Origin of the sequence: Jannaschia seosinensis, from assembly GCF_001408515.1 — a bacterium.
Lineage (GTDB): Bacteria > Pseudomonadota > Alphaproteobacteria > Rhodobacterales > Rhodobacteraceae > Jannaschia > Jannaschia seosinensis.
Genome location: NZ_CYPR01000161.1, coordinates 23,013 through 38,398, shown reverse-complemented (window position 1 = coordinate 38,398; position 15,386 = coordinate 23,013). Strand labels below are relative to the sequence as shown.

The following is a 15,386-nucleotide window of genomic DNA, read 5'->3' as shown; positions in this document are numbered from 1 at the left end:
GCCGCCGCTGCGCCTGCCGTTGTCGCAGCTGATGAAGATGAAGCCGGGCGATCTGCTGCCGCTGGAGCCTGGGGCGCTGTCGCAGGTCGAGCTTGTCGGCGGGTCGTCGGGCGTGACGATGGCGGGGCGCAAACGGCTGCCGCGCGGCGCCTCTCTCGGCGCCCGTCTGGGGCAGTTGAATGGCCGCCGTGCCGTCAAGATTTCCCGCCTCCCGGGAGAGCGTGACGATCCAGCGAAGGTGACCGAAGACGACGAATTCGGTGCCGCCGCGCTTGCCAATTCGGGACCGCAATCCGCCGCCCCGGCCTCCGACCACAACTCCCCGCGGGCCCTTGCGGCGGACGAGGCCGTACCTGACCTGCCCGAGTTGCCGGACCTGCCCAAATTGCCGGATCTTCCCGATCTTCCCGATCTTCCCGATCTTCCGGATCTCCCCTGACGCTTGCGCTGCGCGACCTAATCCCCTCTTGTCGCCGCCAACCCGCCTGAGGGGGCGTGCATGGCCAATGCCGAGACCACCAGCCTGCATGCACGGAAGCGCGCCGGTGGCCGCCTCGCCGGGGCAATCGTGAAGACCCCGAACCACGTTACGATGGAGATCCTGATCCTCGCCGGCCTCGATTTCGTCTGCATCGACGCGGAACGCGCGCCGTTCGACTGCTCCGAAGCGGATGCCGCCTTGGCCGTGGCATACGCTCGCAACTTTCCGGTTCTCGTCCGGATCGGCCGCGCGCATTCTGGATGTGCTGGATGCGGGTGCCACCGGGATCGGCGTTCCGCATGGCGACATTGTCGAGAAGGCCCAAGCAACTGCGCGGGCCGCTCAGTTTGGCATTGGCGGACGCGGTTATGCCGGCTCGACCCGCTATACTGCATCACGCATGCCCGACCTGCTCGCCCGTTCGCAGGCCGAAACAATCGTCATCGCCCAGATCGAGGAGCCGGGGGGTGTGGAGGCTTGCGAAGCCATTGCCGCGATGCCCGGCATCGATGGCCGTTTACCGGACCCACGGATATTACCGTCGCATACGGCCGTGACGACATGCACATTCCGGACGTCGCCGCCGCGATGGGGCGCGTCGGGCGTGCTTGCGCGGAAGCGGGCAAGACCGATGCGACGCGGGTGCCGGACCTCGTGAGGGCGCGGGAATGGCGGCATCACTGCTTCCCCATGTTCGTCGTCGCGTCCGAGCATGGCTGCATGCTGCAGGATGCGCGCGCGGTCGCCGACGGGATTTCCGAGCCGTCCTGAGGGCTTGCGCGGCGCGCATGGCGGGCTTCCGGGATCGGCATTGGTTATTCGCTGCGGCGCGGCATAGCTCCGGAAGCGTAGAAGCCGAATGAAAGACGCATCCATGACCAATGCCCGCCTGACCGATTCCTATCTCGACCTTTCCGCCATCGAGGCCGAGGCCCGCGCGCTCCGTGCCGCTTATCTGCGCAAGGCCTTCGCCGATCTCGCTGCCCGCCTGCATCTTCCAGTCCTGCCCGCCCGCGCCTGACGCGCTGAGCGGCGACCGAAAAGGCCCCCTCGCGGGGCCTTTCGCATGTCTGGCGCGCGGATTAGAGCGGGTCATGATCATCGAACGACCCATCCTTCGCCTGAAGCCAAAGGCCGACGCCCGCAGCATCCGCCACGGTTACCCCTGGATCCACGCCGACGACGTCGTGGCCGACCGCCGCACCCGCGCAATCGCGCCCGGTACGATTGCCACGCTGGAGGATGCGGAGCGCGCGCCATTAGGCGCCGTCGCCGTCAATATGGAGGCGCGCATCGTCGGCCGGATGCTCGACCGCGACCCGGAGGCGCAGATTGGTGCGGAATGGATCGCCACGCGCCTTTCCCGCGCGGCCGAGCTCCGCGACCGGCTTTACGACGCGCCGTTCTACCGGTTGGTTCATGCGGAGGCGGACGGCTTGCCCGGCGTGATCGTCGACCGCTTCGGCGACGCTGCGGTCATTCAGCCCAACGCCGCTTGGGCCGAAGAACGGATCGAGGACTTTGCCGACGGCTTCGCGGCGCTCGGGATCGCGCATCTGCTGCTCAACGCCACCGGCCGTGCGCGCGCGGGTGAGGGACTCGACGCGGAGACGCGCTGGCTGCGCGGCGGCGTGGCGGCGCCGGTTCCGGTGCCGATGAACGGCGCAACCTATCTTGCCGACCTGACGGGCGGGCAGAAGACCGGGCTCTTCTACGACCAGCGGCCGAATCATGCCTTCGTTGCGGGCCTTGCGCGCGGGGCGCATGTGCTCGATGTCTTCGCGCATGTCGGCGGGTTCGGATTGGCCGCGTTGGCCGGTGGCGCGGCTTCGGCCTTGGCCGTCGATGGCTCTGCCCCCGCTCTGGATCTGGCGGAGCGCGGCGCGGCGGCGTCGGGTGTTGCGGAGCGGTTCGCCACACGCCGCGGCGACGCATTCGACGTGATGGCCGCGCTCGCGGACGAGGGCGCGACTTTTGACGTGGTGGTCGCCGATCCGCCCGCTTTCGCACCTGCCAAGCCCGCGCTGACCGCAGGCCTGCGGGCGTACGAGAAGGTCGCCCGTACCGCCGCGCCGCTGGTCGCGCCGGGTGGTTATCTGACGTTGTGCTCCTGCTCGCATGCCGCCGATCTGGCAAAGTTCCGCATGGCCTGTCTGCGCGGCATCGGGCGCGCGGGAAGGGTGCCGCAACTGATCCATACGGGGTTTGCCGGCCCGGACCATCCGGTGCATCCGCATCTGGGCGAAAGCGGCTATCTCAAGGCGCTGACCTTCCGGCTTCTGGCGTGAAGGCGTTTCTCGATGCTTGTGTGCTCTACCCGACGGTCCTGCGCGAAATCCTGACCGGTGTGGCGGCGGCGGGGCTTTACAGGCCGCTCTGGTCGCCGCGGGTGCTGGAGGAATGGGCCCGCGCCACGCGCAAGCTGCCCGATGGCGAGGTGATTGCCCGCGGAGAGATTGCCGCCCTTCGCGCCCGCTTCCCGCAGTCGGAGGTGCGGCCCGGCGCCGCGACGGAAGCTCGGCTCTGGCTGCCGGACCGGAATGACATACACGTTCTGGCCGCCGCTTCGGATGCCGGCGCGGACATCCTGGTGACGCTGAACCTGCGGGATTTTCCGCGCCGCGACGTGACGGCGGAGGGGATGGCGCTTGAGAATCCGGATGCCTTCCTGATGGACCTGTGGCTCGAGGCGCCCGACGCGGTGGCGGGCGTGGTGCATGACGTCCACGCCACGGCGGAGCGGCTGTCCGGGGAGACGCTGCCGCTGCGTGCGTTGATGAAGCGGGCGCGCCTGCCGCGACTGGGGAAGGCGTTGGAATTACCCATGGGTAATTCTTAGAAACACCTGATCCAGAAGGTTATTTTTCAAAGGCAGGCTCAGTCTTCCGGAAGCAGGACCGTCACGCCGACCGCTCCGGCTCGTGCCAGAGCCGGATCGAGCGTCATGGGAATGTACTCTCCCCGCCGCCACAATTCGCCCAGATCGTCGTAATGGCGTGACAGCGGATGGCCGGATTGTCCGGTCGAGATGATGAAGACGCTGCTCTCCGGATCGGAAAAATCGTAGACGCCGCGATAGCTGGCCGCATGGAGGTTCGCGAAGGGGTTCGGGCCCAGCCCATCCGTCCGGCCGCGGTTGAGCGTGTGATCCCCGCCCGACGTGCTCTGGCGGATGTTGACGAGGAAGGACAGGCCGGGCTGGTTGCCGAGGACGGAATGGTCCTGCATCGCCTCGTGCGCATCGCCCCAACGCCACGTCGTCACGCCTGCGCCGAACGTGTCCTCGAGATATTGCAGCGCATCGTCGAGCGCGAGCCGCGCGATGTCGGAGCAGCTTTCGACGGCGGAGGAGTGGATGATGTCGCACCATGCGCCCGCACCGTCGATGTTGCGGTAGACCCGCTCGATGAAGAGCGGCTCCATCCGGGGATATTCCTCCTCGGCCAAGGGGCCCAGGTCGTCCTGGATCAGCCGCTGATTCAATGCGCGCATCCAAGCGGCATAGATCAACGGCTCGGGCAGGTGCTCGGACATCTCGCCGTTCCACGCCGCCAGAAGCTCCAGCGCATCCTGTCGCCGACGCTCCGCTGTGCCGGGGGAGGCCGATTCGCCGGTGAACCACAGATCGCGCCCCACAAGCGGCAGAAGCGTGCGCGCGGTATTCGACACGGTGTCGAGCTGTGCCTCGATCAGGCTGGCGCGGGTATGGACCTTACGCTCGTTCATCAGCCGCTCCATCCGCTGCACGCGCTGGCTGTCGCCCCAGTAGTGCGTGATGTGGTCGGGGAAGGGGGCGTCGGTGATCTTGTTGTTGGTGTTGCCCAAGAGGCCGCTGTCGGGCGCGCGCCAGAGCGGGTTGTCCGCGAACGGCTTCAAGCCCTTCCAGCGGTTTTCCGCGATCCAGCCCGGCGCGGGGATGCGGCCTTCGGATTGATGCATCGGGTCGCGGTCGGGCTGCCGGCCCATGAGCTGCATCGCGATCTCTTCGCCGTCGGTCAGAGTCAGGTTCTGCGACGGCGCGATGAAATGTTCGGCCGCCGCAAGCCCCTCGTCGAGCGTCTGCGCGCGCATCAATTCCATCCCTGTGCGCATCGACGTGTCTTCGGGCGAGGATCCCGTCCAGGCCAATGCAGCGACGTGGCCGCGCGGCGTGACCTGACCGAGGTTGAACTGCCCTCCCGTCAGGACAGGGCCGTTTCCGGTGCGCCGCAGCGTGAGCGTGACGGGCGCCTCGTCCTTTATGCGGATGATGCTGCGCTCGTTCTCGAACTCGGCCCACCCGTCGGGCGTGCGATATTTGGTAGGATCGTCAGGGTTCAGCTCCTCAATCATGATGTCCATGTCGTCGAGATAGCTGGACGTCAGGCCCCAGCCGAGCCGCGCGGATCGTCCGACCACGATGACCGGAACGCCCGGGATCGTCGCGCCGATCACGCCACCGGTCTCAAGCTCCAGGCGCGCGAGATACCACAGGGCCGGGGCGCTCAACTCCACATGCGGGTCGTTGGCCAGAAGCGCCCCCCCGGCCGCCGCCCGGTCGGGCGCGACCGCGAAGGCATTGGACGCACCCGACAGGCCCGACGGCGCGGAGGGCCAGAGAAAGGTGTCCTCGGCCCGGGCGTGGCGCAGGGAAGGCGCGTCGCCCAGCAGCTTCGACAGGATCACGGTGCCGTCGCCGGGCATGTCAGGGTGCAGGTCGCGCAGGCGCTCCGGCTCCAGCACCAGCGCGGCGCGGGCGCGACGCACCTCCTCCCGCAGATGTCCGGAGAATTGCAGCGCGATCAGCTTCATCAGGGCGAGGCTGTCGGCGGGTTGCCAGGGCGCGATCTCACGCGAGAACAGGAAGAATTCGGGCGCGCCCCGGCCCGACGCCTCGCGGTTGATGACCTCGATCCGTGCATTCACTCCGGCGGAGTAGGCGCGCAGCATCTCCATCGTCGCCGCGTCCTGTGCGTCGAGCGAGGCGGTGGCGTTGCGGTAGATGCGCAGCCGGCGCATCAACTCGTCGGTGCGAAGCGTGCGGCGGCCGAACAACTCCGACAGGCGACCCTGCGCGGTGCGCCGCAGCAGCGTCATCTGCCACAGCCGGTCCTGCGCATGGGCATAGCCCAGTCCGAAGAACACGTCCGCATCGCTCTCGCCGAAGATGTGGGGGACGTTGTGGGTGTTGCGGACGATCTCGACGGGCGCATCGAGGCCCGCGACGGTTTCGGTCGCGTCATATTCTGGGAGCGAGCGGGAGGCGAGCCACAGCACCGTCGCCAGCGCGATGCCGAGCAGCAAAAGCACGCCCGCCACCACGCGGAATGTCCAGCGGAACAGCCGCTCCATCTTGCCCCCGGTTGACCCCTCTGCGTCCCGACGCTCTAGTCGTGCGGAACAGAAGTTGCAAAGGGGGTTGCCATGGCGCGCGTCGCGTTTCTCGGACTGGGTGTGATGGGCGGGCCGATGGCCGGGCATCTGGCGGATGATGGGCACGCGGTGACGGTTTACAACCGCACCGCATCGAAGGCCTCGGATTGGGTCGCGGCCCATGGCGGCACGTCGGGCGACACGCCCCGTGCGGCGTCCGAAGGGGCGGAAATCGTGCTGGCCTGTGTCGGCAACGATGCGGATCTGCGCGCGGTCTGTCTGGGCGAGGACGGTGCCTTTGCCGGCATGGGCGACGGGACGCTGTTCGTCGATCACACGACGGTGAGCGCCGAGGTGACGCGGGAACTCGCCGAGGCCGCCGCCGCGCGGGGTATCGGCTATGTCGATGCGCCCGTTTCGGGCGGACAGGCGGGGGCGGAGAATGGCCAACTCGTCATCATGTGCGGTGGCGCGGAGGCGGATTACGCGCGCGCCGAGCCGGTCATGGCGGCCTATGCCAAGCTGTCGCGCCGGATGGGCGATGTCGGGGCCGGGCAACTGACGAAGATGGTCAACCAGATCTGCATCGCCGGGCTTTTGCAGGGCCTGTCCGAAGGATTGGCCTTCGCGCAGAAGGCCGGGCTCGACGGGGCGGCCGTGGTTGACGTGATCCAAGGCGGCGCGGCCGGGTCCTGGCAGATGGTCAACCGTCACAAGACGATGCTGGCGGGTGAGTTCGACCACGGCTTCGCGGTCAACTGGATGCGCAAGGATCTGGCGATCTGCCTGGCGGAGGCGGAGAATATGGGCGTGCCGCTTCCGGGGACGGCCCTGATCGACCAGTTCTACAAGGACGTGCAGATCATGGGCGGCGGTCGCTGGGACACGTCGAGCCTGATCGCGCGGCTGGCGGCCTTCGGCTGAGCCGCGCTCCACCCAAAACGAAAAAGGGCGGCCCATGCGGACCGCCCTTCCAAAATCCCTGCCCTGCGCCGTGGCGCCGGGCAACCTGCGGCTTAGGCCAGCTGCAGGTTCGTCGCGCTCTCGCGGCCGTCGCGGCCCGATTCGGTGTCGAAGGTGACTTTCTGGTTGTCGGCGAGGTCGGAAAGACCCGCACGCTCAACAGCGGAAATGTGGACGAACACGTCCTTGCCGCCGCTATCGGGGGCGATGAAGCCGAAACCTTTGGTGGCGTTGAACCATTTGACGGTGCCTGTGGCCATTGTCTTACTCCTTTTAGTCCTGCCCGCGGATGCGGCAGGTCGGCTCGTCAGTGCTGATCGAAAGACTGGGCCTGGAAGGAGCAGTGTAGCCGATAGAGATAACGTCGCACGGAGCAGATAGGGCCCCGCTGCGACCGCCGCAAGCGGTGCTTGATGTGCAATGTTGAATGCGCGGAACATTGCCGATCACACATGCGTGAGGAGGCGCCCGGTGGGCCGCCTCCTCGGTCTCGCGGAATGGGCGTTACTGCAGCGCTTCATCCGTGATCACCGACGTCCACGCCCCTTCCGGCGCCGCGGAAATCACCGGGTCGGACCCGCCGGCGAGGAGCGTATCGACCGTACGCTGGTAATCGGCCTCGTCCAGAGCGCCGTCGGACCCCGCAGTCAGCTTGGCGATCTCGGTCATCATGCGAACTTGGTGCGCCTCGGTCTGGGCGCCGGTCTCGTCGTTCTCCAGAACGATCTCGGCGGCCTCCTGCGGGTTCTCCTCGGCGTATTTCCAGCCCTTCATCGAGGCGCGGACGAAGCGGACCATCTTGTCGCGGAAGTCGGGATCCTCGAGGTTTTCTTCCAGAACCCAGATCCCGTCCTCCAGCGTGGCGACGCCCTGATCCTCGTAGCGGAAGGTCGTCAGCTCATCCTCGGACACGCCGGCATCGAGGACCTGGCCGTACTCGTTGTAGGTCATCGTCGAGATGCAATCCGCCTGCCGCTGCAGGAGGGGGTCGACGTTGAAACCCTGTTTGAGGACGGTCACGCCCTCTTCGCCGCCATCGGTGGGGATGCCCTCCTGGCTCATCCAGGACAGGAACGGGTATTCGTTGCCGAAGAACCAGACGCCGATGGTCTTGCCGCGGAAATCCTGCGGCCCCTCGATGCCGGTATCCTTCCAGCAGGTCAGCATCAGGCCGGAGGAGTTGAACGGCTGGGCAATGTTGACCACGGGGAGGCCCTTTTCGCGCGCCGAAAGGGCGGAGGGCATCCAGTTCAGCATCGCGTCGGCGCCGCCACCGGCCAGCACCTGCGGGGGGGCGATGTCCGGGCCGCCGGGCAGGATTGTGACGTCGAGGCCTTCTTCCTCGTAATATCCCTTTTCCTGCGCGACGTAGTAGCCGGCGAATTGGGCCTGCGTGACCCATTGCAGCTGCAACGTCACCGCGTCGTCCTGCGCGAGGGCCGGTGTGGCGAGGGCGGCAAGGCCCAAGGCTCCGATCAGTGTTTTCATGTCTCTCTCCTGTTGCGGGCACGGGTGTTCACCCCCGACCTCTCTGTGAAGGATGCCAGAAGGTCAGGCGTTTCTCCAACAGGGCGATGAGCCCGTAGGAGAAAGAACCCGCCACAGCGGCCACGACGATGGAGGCCCATACGACCGGCAGGTTCAGGCGCCCGACCTCGGTCGAGATGCGGAAACCCATTCCGATGGTCGGGCTGCCGAAGAATTCGGCGACAATGGCGCCGATCAGGGCAAGCGTCGTCGCGATCTTGAGACCGTTGAACACGAAGGGCAGGGCCGCGCGCGCCCGCAGATAGCGCAGTTCCTGCCCCGTTGTGGCGCCATAGGTCCGCATCAGGTCGCGCTGCATCGCATCCGTGTCGGCAAGGCCCGCGACCGCGTTCACGAGGACAGGAAAGAACACCATGAGCACGACGACCGCCGCCTTCGACTCCCAGCCGAAGCCGAACCACATCACGAGGATCGGCGCGGTGCCCACGATCGGCAGGGCGGCGACGAAGTTGCCCACTGGCAAGAGCCCGCGGCGCAGGAAATCCGACCGCGCCACCAGAAGCGCCGCGCCGATTCCGGCGGCACAGCCGATGAGCCAGCCGGTCAACGCTCCCTTCAGGACGGTCTGCACGAAGTCGCCCCAGAGCGTCGGACCGTTGGCGGCGATGGCGGCCGAGATCTGGCTCGGCGCCGGGAGAATGACGGTGGGCACGGCGAAGAGGCGCACCACCAGTTCCCACAGGATCAGCAAGGTCACGCCGAAAAGAATGGGCGAGGCCCAGCGCGCGGCGGACCACCCCGCAAGCGCCACGTTCAGGCCCCAGAGCGCGGCCCAGGTTCCGAGGATCAGCACGCCGCTCATCGTGTAAGTCCCATCCGCGAAAGGACCGCCCGTTGCGTGAGTGCGATCACGGCGACCAGCCCCGCCGCGACGATGGCCGCACCGAACAGGGCCGACCAGATCTGCACCGTCTGGCCGTAATAGCTGCCGGCGAGGAGGCGCGCGCCGAGGCCGGCGGTGGCGCCGGTCGGAAGTTCTCCGACGATGGCGCCGACCAGCGAGGCGGCCACGGCTACCTTGAGCGATGCGAACAGGTAGGGCAGTGACGCGGGCAGGCGGAGCGAGACCAGCGTGCGCAGCCCTGACGCGTTCCACGTGCGCATCAGGTCGAGATCGGAAGGCGCGGGCGCGCGCAGCCCCTTCACCATGCCGACCGTGACGGGAAAGAACGACAGATAGGCCGAAATGATCGCCTTGGGCAGCAGGCCTTGGATGCCGATGGAGTTGAGCACCACGATGATCATCGGCGCGATGGCGAGGATCGGGATGGTCTGCGAGGCGATGGCCCACGGCATCACCGACAGGTCCATGACCCGGCTATGCACGATGCCGATGGCCAGAAGCGTCCCGAGCACCGACCCGATCAGAAAGCCCAGAAGGGTCGGCGCGAGGGTCACGCCTGCGTGCCAGACGAGGCTGCGCTTCGACGTGATGCTCTGGCCGATCGTCGTGTTCCAGAGCTCGACCGCGACTTGGTGCGGCGCGGGCAGGCGGGGTCGGTCCTGCGCGAAGGCGGAGGATGTGGCCGGGCCCGGATTGGCGAACGTGAGGGCGAGGCCGCCCATGTCGCGCCGCTCCGCCGCGGTGGCGGGGGTGACGACCGCGCCCGCCCGTTCGGCCAGCAGAACCGATTGCTGCGCGTTCATCGGGATGCAAGCGAGGTACCACAGCGCGAGCAGGACCGCGACGACGGCAAGGATCGGTCCGCCCTGGTGGCGCAGGCCCCGGATCGCCAGCGCGACGCGGCCCGACCTGCCGATTGCCGCGCCGGGGGCGGAGAGGGGCATGTCGGTCATGTGCCGCTCCTGTGTCGTCGCCAGAGGCGCCAGAGAGACAGGCCGATCACGAAGATCGCGACGGCGTTCATCACCTGACGCCCCGGCATCCCCTCGAAAGAGGGCGAGACGATGAAGAAGACCGCCACGGCAATTGCGATTACGTCGGCGACGGTCTGGGCGGTGCGGGGGGTCACGCGGCCTCCATCCCTTCGCGCAGCCCCTCGCGGACGCGGTGCGCGACGGCGAGGAATTCAGGCGTGTCGCGAATGTCGAGCGGCCGGTCGCGGGGCAGGGGGCTGTCGATCACGTCGGCAATGCGGCCGGGGCGTGGAGACATGACGACGATTTTCGTCGACAGGTAGACCGCCTCCGGGATCGAATGGGTCACGAAGAGCGTCGTCTTGTTCGTGCGCTTCCACAAAGCGAGCAGTTCCTCGTTCAGGCGGTCGCGCACGATCTCGTCCAATGCGCCGAAGGGCTCGTCCATCAGGAGGATCTCGGCGTCGAAGGAAAGGGCGCGGGCGATGGAGGCACGCTGCTGCATCCCGCCCGACAGCTGCCAAGGATATTTGTTGGCGAACTTTTCCAGCTCCACCAGTTTCAGGACGCGCCGCATCCGCTCCTGCCGCTCGGATTTGGAATAGCCCATGATTTCGAGCGGTAGCGTGATGTTCTTACCGATCGTGCGCCACGGATAGAGGCCTGCGGCTTGGAACACGTAGCCGTAAGCGCGCGCTTTGCGGGCCTCGTCCGGCGTCATGCCCTTGACGGTGAGCGTGCCGCCGGTCGGTGTCTCGAGCGCCGCGACACAGCGCAGGAACGTCGTCTTGCCGCAGCCCGAGGGGCCGATGAAGGAGACGAACTCGCCCTCGGCAACGTCGAGCGTGATGTCGGACAGCGCCTGGACCGGCCCGTCGCCGGTGTGGAAGGTGAGGTCGAGGGATTGGGCGGAGATGGTGGTCATATCATCCTCGCAGACTTGGACGCCTTCAAAAAGCTCATTTGGAGGTAAGGTTTTGCATAAGGAACACCATCCCACGTTTCATTTCTGATGCGATGCTCCATAAAACCATCGTTGATAGATCCTCCCGGTGAAAGCGAACATCATTGCCGCGCCCTCGGCGCATTCTGGGTCCGCGAGATAATCATGTGTAATTCATAGATAAATCGTCTCGCTTGGAAAAATCATTATCATTCAAACCAGTCACGACAGTAACTCTTCGCTGGGTTTATTGATCGCGAGCCGATCTGCGTTCTGATGTGCGATTAGCATGATGTCGCTCATTAAATATAAGGATGCGTCAGAAAAATGATCGACCGCTGCACGCATACATAAAGACCAACAAACAAGCTAAGAAAATCCCCAGAATCTACCTAAGCGGACTTATTTTATTGACGCGATGCATTCCTTTCATTTGCCACGAAGGGAGGTCACGACCTCTCTTTTCCACGATCAAACCCCCGCCGGGATGTTCATCGGATCCCGCTCAATCTTCCTTGGCGTATTCAGCGCCTTCCACTTCGACAGGGCCTGATGGGCGCTTGCGAAGGCGGGTCGTTTGACGAATTTGCCCCGCCCGGGCCGGGGCTGCGAGTTCTGGCCGTGGGCCCAGATGATCTCGCCGCGCGACAGGGTGTAGCGGGGGGCGGCTTTCAGCTCCATGCCTTCGAAGACGTTGTAATCGATTATGCTCTTCTGGTTGGTGACCGAGACGGTGCGGTGGATCGACGGGTCCCAGACCACGACATCGGCATGGCCGCCCACGTTGATGCCGCCCTTCATGGGATAGATGTTGAGGATCTTGGCGATGTTCGTGGACGTCACCGCAACGAATTCCTCGGGCGTGAGCCGCCCGGTCTCGACGCCCTTGGTCCAGAGCATAGCCATCCGCTCCTCCAGACCGCCGGTGCCGTTCGGTATGCGGGTGAAGTCGCCGACGCCCATGCGCTTCTGCTCGTCGGAGAAGGCGGCGTGGTCGGTAGCGACGACCTGCAGCGAGCCGGAGGCGAGGCCGGCCCAGAGACCGTCCTGGTGCGTCTTGGAGCGGAAGGGCGGGCTCATCACCCGGCGGGCGGCATATTGCCAATCCTTGTCGAAATACTCGGATTCGTCGAGCGTCAGATGCTGGATCAACGGCTCGCCGTAGACGCGCATCCCCTTCTGGCGCGCGCGGCGGATGGCTTCGTGCGCCTGCTCGCAGGAGACGTGGACGATGTAGAGCGGGGTGCCGGCCGCGTCGGCGATCATGATGGCGCGATTCGCGGCCTCGCCCTCGACTTCGGGCGGGCGGGAATAGGCGTGACCCTCGGGGCCGGTGATCCCCTCGGCGATGTATTTCTCCTGAAGCGCGGCCACGACATCGCCGTTTTCGGCATGGACGAGGGGCAGGGCGCCCAGTTCGGCGCAGCGGCGGAAGGAGGCGAACATCTCGTCATCCTCGACCATCAGCGCGCCCTTGTAGGCCATGAAGTGCTTGAAGGTGTTGATCCCCCGCTCCTTCACGACGGTCTCCATCTCGTCGAAGATCTTCTCCGACCAGCCGGTGATCGCCATGTGATAGGAGATGTCGGTGCAGATCTGGTCGCGAGACTTCCGATCCCAGTCGTCGATCGCCGCGAGCAGCCCGTCCTCGCCCGGCAGGCAGAAATCGACCAGCATCGTGGTCCCGCCCGCGGCGGCGGCGAAGGTGCCGCTCTCGAAGGTTTCGGCGGCGGTCGTGCCCATGAACGGCATTTCCAGATGCGTATGCGGGTCGATGCCGCCAGGAATGACGTAGGCGTCGGTGGCGTCGATCACCTCGTCGCCCTCCAGGTTCTCGCCGATCTCGGCGATCGTCTCGCCCTCGATCAGGACGTCGGCCTTCCACTGGCGGTCGGCGGTGACGATCGTGCCGTTCTTGATGACCTTGGACATTAGGCGGGCTCCTTCAGAGACAGTATTGCGTGCCGCGCGGGATCAGCACGGGCCAGATCTGGCCGTCATAGGCATAGGCGTAGCAATTATCGGCCACGCGCACGTCCGCTTCGGTAATGCCCTGCGGCAGCAGACGGCGAACGGCGAACGGCACGGGCGCATCGATCCGGGCATAGGCCTGCGGGTCGGGAACGGGCGCATCGGAGGTGGGGAGGCAGGCGGTGAGCAGGAGAGCGGCCGCGACGGCGGTGATACGGGCGCCGATCACGACGCGACCTCCGCCGTTTCGACCACCGCATGGAGAAGCACATCCGTCGCCGCGCGCGCCCAGTCCTTGGTGATTTCCTCGGCCTCGTTATGCGACAGGCCGTCGACGCAGGGGCACATGATCATCGCGGTCGGTGCGATGCGGTTGATCCAGCAGGCATCGTGGCCGGCGCCGGAGACGATGTCCATGTGGCTGTAGCCCAGCCGCTCCGCCGCATCGCGCACGGCGGCGACGCAATCCGCATCGAAGGTCACGGGATCGAAATGTCCCGCCGATTCGATTTCGATGCCGAGGCCCAGATCCGCGGCGATTTTCGGCGCCTCCGCCTCCAGTCGCGCCTTCATCGCGTCGAGCTTGCCCTGGTCGGGCGACCGGAAATCGATGGTGAAGACGGCCTTGCCGGGGATCACGTTGCGGGAGTTGGGATAGACATTGGCCTGACCCACCGCGCCGACGGCGTTCGGCTGATGGTCCATGGCGATCTGGTGGGCGAGTTCGGTGATCCGCGCCATGCCGAGACCGGCATTCACCCGCATGTGCATGGGGGTGGAGCCCGTATGGGCGTCCTTTCCGGTGAGCGTGACCTCAAGCCACCAGAGCCCTTGGCCGTGGGTGACGACACCGATCTGTTTCTCCTCCGCCTCGAGGATCGGGCCCTGTTCGATATGCAGCTCAAAGAAGGCGCGAATGTCGTCGCGGCGTGCGCCGACCTCCTCTTCTCCGCGCCAGCCGATGCGGTCGAGTTCGTCGCCGAAGCGCTTTCCCTCGGCATCCGTCTTGTCCTCGGCCCAGTCCTGATCGTGCATGCCGGCGAACACGCCCGAGGCCAGCATCGCCGGGGCGAAACGGGTGCCCTCCTCGTTCGTCCAGTTCGTCACGACGATCGGGTGCTTCGTCTTGATGTTGAGGTCGTTGAGCGTCCGGACCAGTTCCAGCCCCCCCAGCACGCCGAGGACGCCGTCATACTTGCCGCCGGTCGGCTGGGTGTCGAGGTGAGAGCCGACATAGACCGCCGGCAGGTCCTCGGTTCCCGGTCGCGTGGCGAACATGGTGCCCAGCTTGTCGACGCCCATCGTGCAGCCCGCCGCCTCGCACCAGGATTGAAACAGCGCGCGGCCTTCGGCATCGGCATCGGTCAAGGTCTGGCGATTGTTGCCGCCCGCCACGCCGGGGCCGATCTTCGCCATCTCCATAAGGCTGTCCCAAAGGCGGTCGCCGTCGATGCGAAGATTCTGTCCTGCGGCTGCCATGTCTGTCCCCTCGACCGGTTCTCTGGATTTGACCGTCTGGTCAAAGTGACGCTATCACGGGCCGGAAGTCAGTCAACTGTCGCTCGAGCCATAATGACGCGGAACGGAAGATGCCCGAATGCGCGTCACGCGGCACGGGGATTGCCCGAGGAACGTGCATGACGAACGGCGAGAGCGCGACCCGCATCCAGGTGGAGCGGCGCGCGCGCATCCTCGAGGCCGGGCTGGACGTGTTCGCCGCCGAAGGGTTTCGTGGCGCCACGGTCGACGGCATCGCGCGCGCCGCGGGGCTCTCGAAGCCGAACCTGCTTTATTACTTTCCGACGAAGGAGGCGATTTACGTGGCGCTTCTGGGCGGGCTGCTGGACATGTGGCTCGACCCGTTGCGCGCGCTCGATCCTTCGGGCGATCCGCTCACGGAAATGCTGGCCTATATCCGCCGAAAGCTGCTCCTCGCGCGCGACTTCCCCCGGGAGAGCCGGCTCTTCGCGGGCGAAATCCTGCGCGGTGCGCCGGAGATGGGAGAGATGCTGTCGGTCGATCTGCGGGAATTGGTCGATGCACGGGCGTCGGTGATCGCGCGCTGGATGGATGCCGGATGTCTGGCGAGATCGGATCCGCATCACCTGATCTTCTCGATCTGGGCCCTGACGCAGCATTATGCCGATTTCGAGGTTCAGGTCCGCGCCGTTCTCGGCCGCGCCCGCGATCCGTGGGCCGAGGCGGAGGCGGAACTGGAGCGGCATTTCCGGCGGGTGCTGAAGCCGGACGCGCCCCCGGCGCCCCAGGATCGTCCCTGAGATGAAGGGGACGCGTCGATGCGCGCCCCCG

The 15,386-nt window shown here is 66.3% G+C and carries 17 protein-coding genes; 7 read left to right on the top strand and 10 right to left on the bottom strand.

What is annotated here, in order from left to right; translation table 11 throughout:
* From JSE7799_RS12325 to JSE7799_RS12310, 5 genes are all read left to right on the top strand, one after another.
* Positions 1-439: FliM/FliN family flagellar motor C-terminal domain-containing protein (locus JSE7799_RS12325; RefSeq protein WP_144431682.1), on the top strand; the 439-nt coding region annotated here is incomplete at its 5' end.
* 603 nt (positions 440-1,042) lie between these two features.
* Entirely contained in the window at positions 1,043-1,252 is a 210-nt protein-coding gene (locus tag JSE7799_RS21770; RefSeq protein WP_245624877.1) for a hypothetical protein, read from the top strand.
* Between the two features lie 103 nt (positions 1,253-1,355).
* Positions 1,356-1,502: an RSP_7527 family protein gene (locus tag JSE7799_RS21075; protein WP_186201927.1), complete on the top strand. Its 147-nt coding sequence runs from the start codon at positions 1,356-1,358 to the stop codon at positions 1,500-1,502.
* Positions 1,503-1,575: 73 nt separating this feature from the next.
* A complete protein-coding gene (locus JSE7799_RS12315; protein WP_144431681.1) occupies positions 1,576-2,769 on the top strand; it encodes an RSP_2647 family RNA methyltransferase in 1,194 nt (397 codons plus the stop codon).
* Positions 2,766-3,320, top strand: coding sequence for an RSP_2648 family PIN domain-containing protein (locus JSE7799_RS12310; RefSeq protein ID WP_055663881.1), 555 nt, complete (start codon positions 2,766-2,768; stop codon positions 3,318-3,320). Before JSE7799_RS12315 ends, JSE7799_RS12310 begins: the two co-directional genes overlap by 4 nt.
* A gap of 38 nt (positions 3,321-3,358) precedes the next feature.
* Here JSE7799_RS12310 and JSE7799_RS12305 read toward each other — a convergent pair whose 3' ends face one another.
* Positions 3,359-5,812 (bottom strand): penicillin acylase family protein, encoded by a 2,454-nt coding sequence (locus JSE7799_RS12305; protein WP_055663880.1) that lies wholly within the window; start codon positions 5,810-5,812, stop codon positions 3,359-3,361.
* A gap of 72 nt (positions 5,813-5,884) precedes the next feature.
* Here JSE7799_RS12305 and JSE7799_RS12300 point away from each other — a divergent pair, with 72 nt between their 5' ends.
* The gene (locus tag JSE7799_RS12300) at positions 5,885-6,757 is read left to right on the top strand and encodes an NAD(P)-dependent oxidoreductase (protein ID WP_055663879.1); all 873 of its coding nucleotides are present in this window, start codon (positions 5,885-5,887) and stop codon (positions 6,755-6,757) included.
* Positions 6,758-6,849: 92 nt separating this feature from the next.
* Here JSE7799_RS12300 and JSE7799_RS12295 read toward each other — a convergent pair whose 3' ends face one another.
* The 9 genes from JSE7799_RS12295 to JSE7799_RS12255 form a co-directional block, all read right to left on the bottom strand.
* The gene (locus tag JSE7799_RS12295) at positions 6,850-7,056 is read right to left on the bottom strand and encodes a cold-shock protein (RefSeq protein ID WP_055663878.1); all 207 of its coding nucleotides are present in this window, start codon (positions 7,054-7,056) and stop codon (positions 6,850-6,852) included.
* 244 nt (positions 7,057-7,300) lie between these two features.
* Positions 7,301-8,284: an ABC transporter substrate-binding protein gene (locus tag JSE7799_RS12290; RefSeq protein WP_055663877.1), complete on the bottom strand. Its 984-nt coding sequence runs from the start codon at positions 8,282-8,284 to the stop codon at positions 7,301-7,303.
* Positions 8,285-8,312: 28 nt separating this feature from the next.
* A complete protein-coding gene (locus JSE7799_RS12285; protein ID WP_055663876.1) occupies positions 8,313-9,146 on the bottom strand; it encodes an ABC transporter permease in 834 nt (277 codons plus the stop codon).
* Positions 9,143-10,141: an ABC transporter permease gene (locus tag JSE7799_RS12280; protein ID WP_083480536.1), complete on the bottom strand. Its 999-nt coding sequence runs from the start codon at positions 10,139-10,141 to the stop codon at positions 9,143-9,145. Before JSE7799_RS12280 ends, JSE7799_RS12285 begins: the two co-directional genes overlap by 4 nt.
* Positions 10,138-10,317 (bottom strand): hypothetical protein, encoded by a 180-nt coding sequence (locus JSE7799_RS12275; protein ID WP_055663875.1) that lies wholly within the window; start codon positions 10,315-10,317, stop codon positions 10,138-10,140. Before JSE7799_RS12275 ends, JSE7799_RS12280 begins: the two co-directional genes overlap by 4 nt.
* Complete coding sequence (locus tag JSE7799_RS12270) at positions 10,314-11,087, bottom strand: ABC transporter ATP-binding protein (protein WP_055663874.1); 774 nt, start codon at positions 11,085-11,087, stop codon at positions 10,314-10,316. Before JSE7799_RS12270 ends, JSE7799_RS12275 begins: the two co-directional genes overlap by 4 nt.
* Before the next feature lie 489 nt (positions 11,088-11,576).
* The gene (gene hydA / locus JSE7799_RS12265; RefSeq protein WP_055663873.1) at positions 11,577-13,037 is read right to left on the bottom strand and encodes a dihydropyrimidinase; all 1,461 of its coding nucleotides are present in this window, start codon (positions 13,035-13,037) and stop codon (positions 11,577-11,579) included.
* 13 nt (positions 13,038-13,050) lie between these two features.
* Entirely contained in the window at positions 13,051-13,305 is a 255-nt protein-coding gene (locus JSE7799_RS12260; protein ID WP_055663872.1) for a hypothetical protein, read from the bottom strand.
* Positions 13,302-14,555, bottom strand: a complete 1,254-nt coding sequence (locus JSE7799_RS12255) for a Zn-dependent hydrolase (RefSeq protein WP_055663871.1) — start codon at positions 14,553-14,555, stop codon at positions 13,302-13,304. The genes JSE7799_RS12260 and JSE7799_RS12255 overlap by 4 nt, the downstream gene beginning before the upstream one ends.
* A gap of 158 nt (positions 14,556-14,713) precedes the next feature.
* On the opposite strand from JSE7799_RS12255, the gene JSE7799_RS12250 reads away from it, so the two are divergent.
* The gene (locus JSE7799_RS12250) at positions 14,714-15,355 is read left to right on the top strand and encodes a TetR family transcriptional regulator C-terminal domain-containing protein (protein WP_055663870.1); all 642 of its coding nucleotides are present in this window, start codon (positions 14,714-14,716) and stop codon (positions 15,353-15,355) included.
* Positions 15,356-15,386 lie beyond the last annotated feature (31 nt).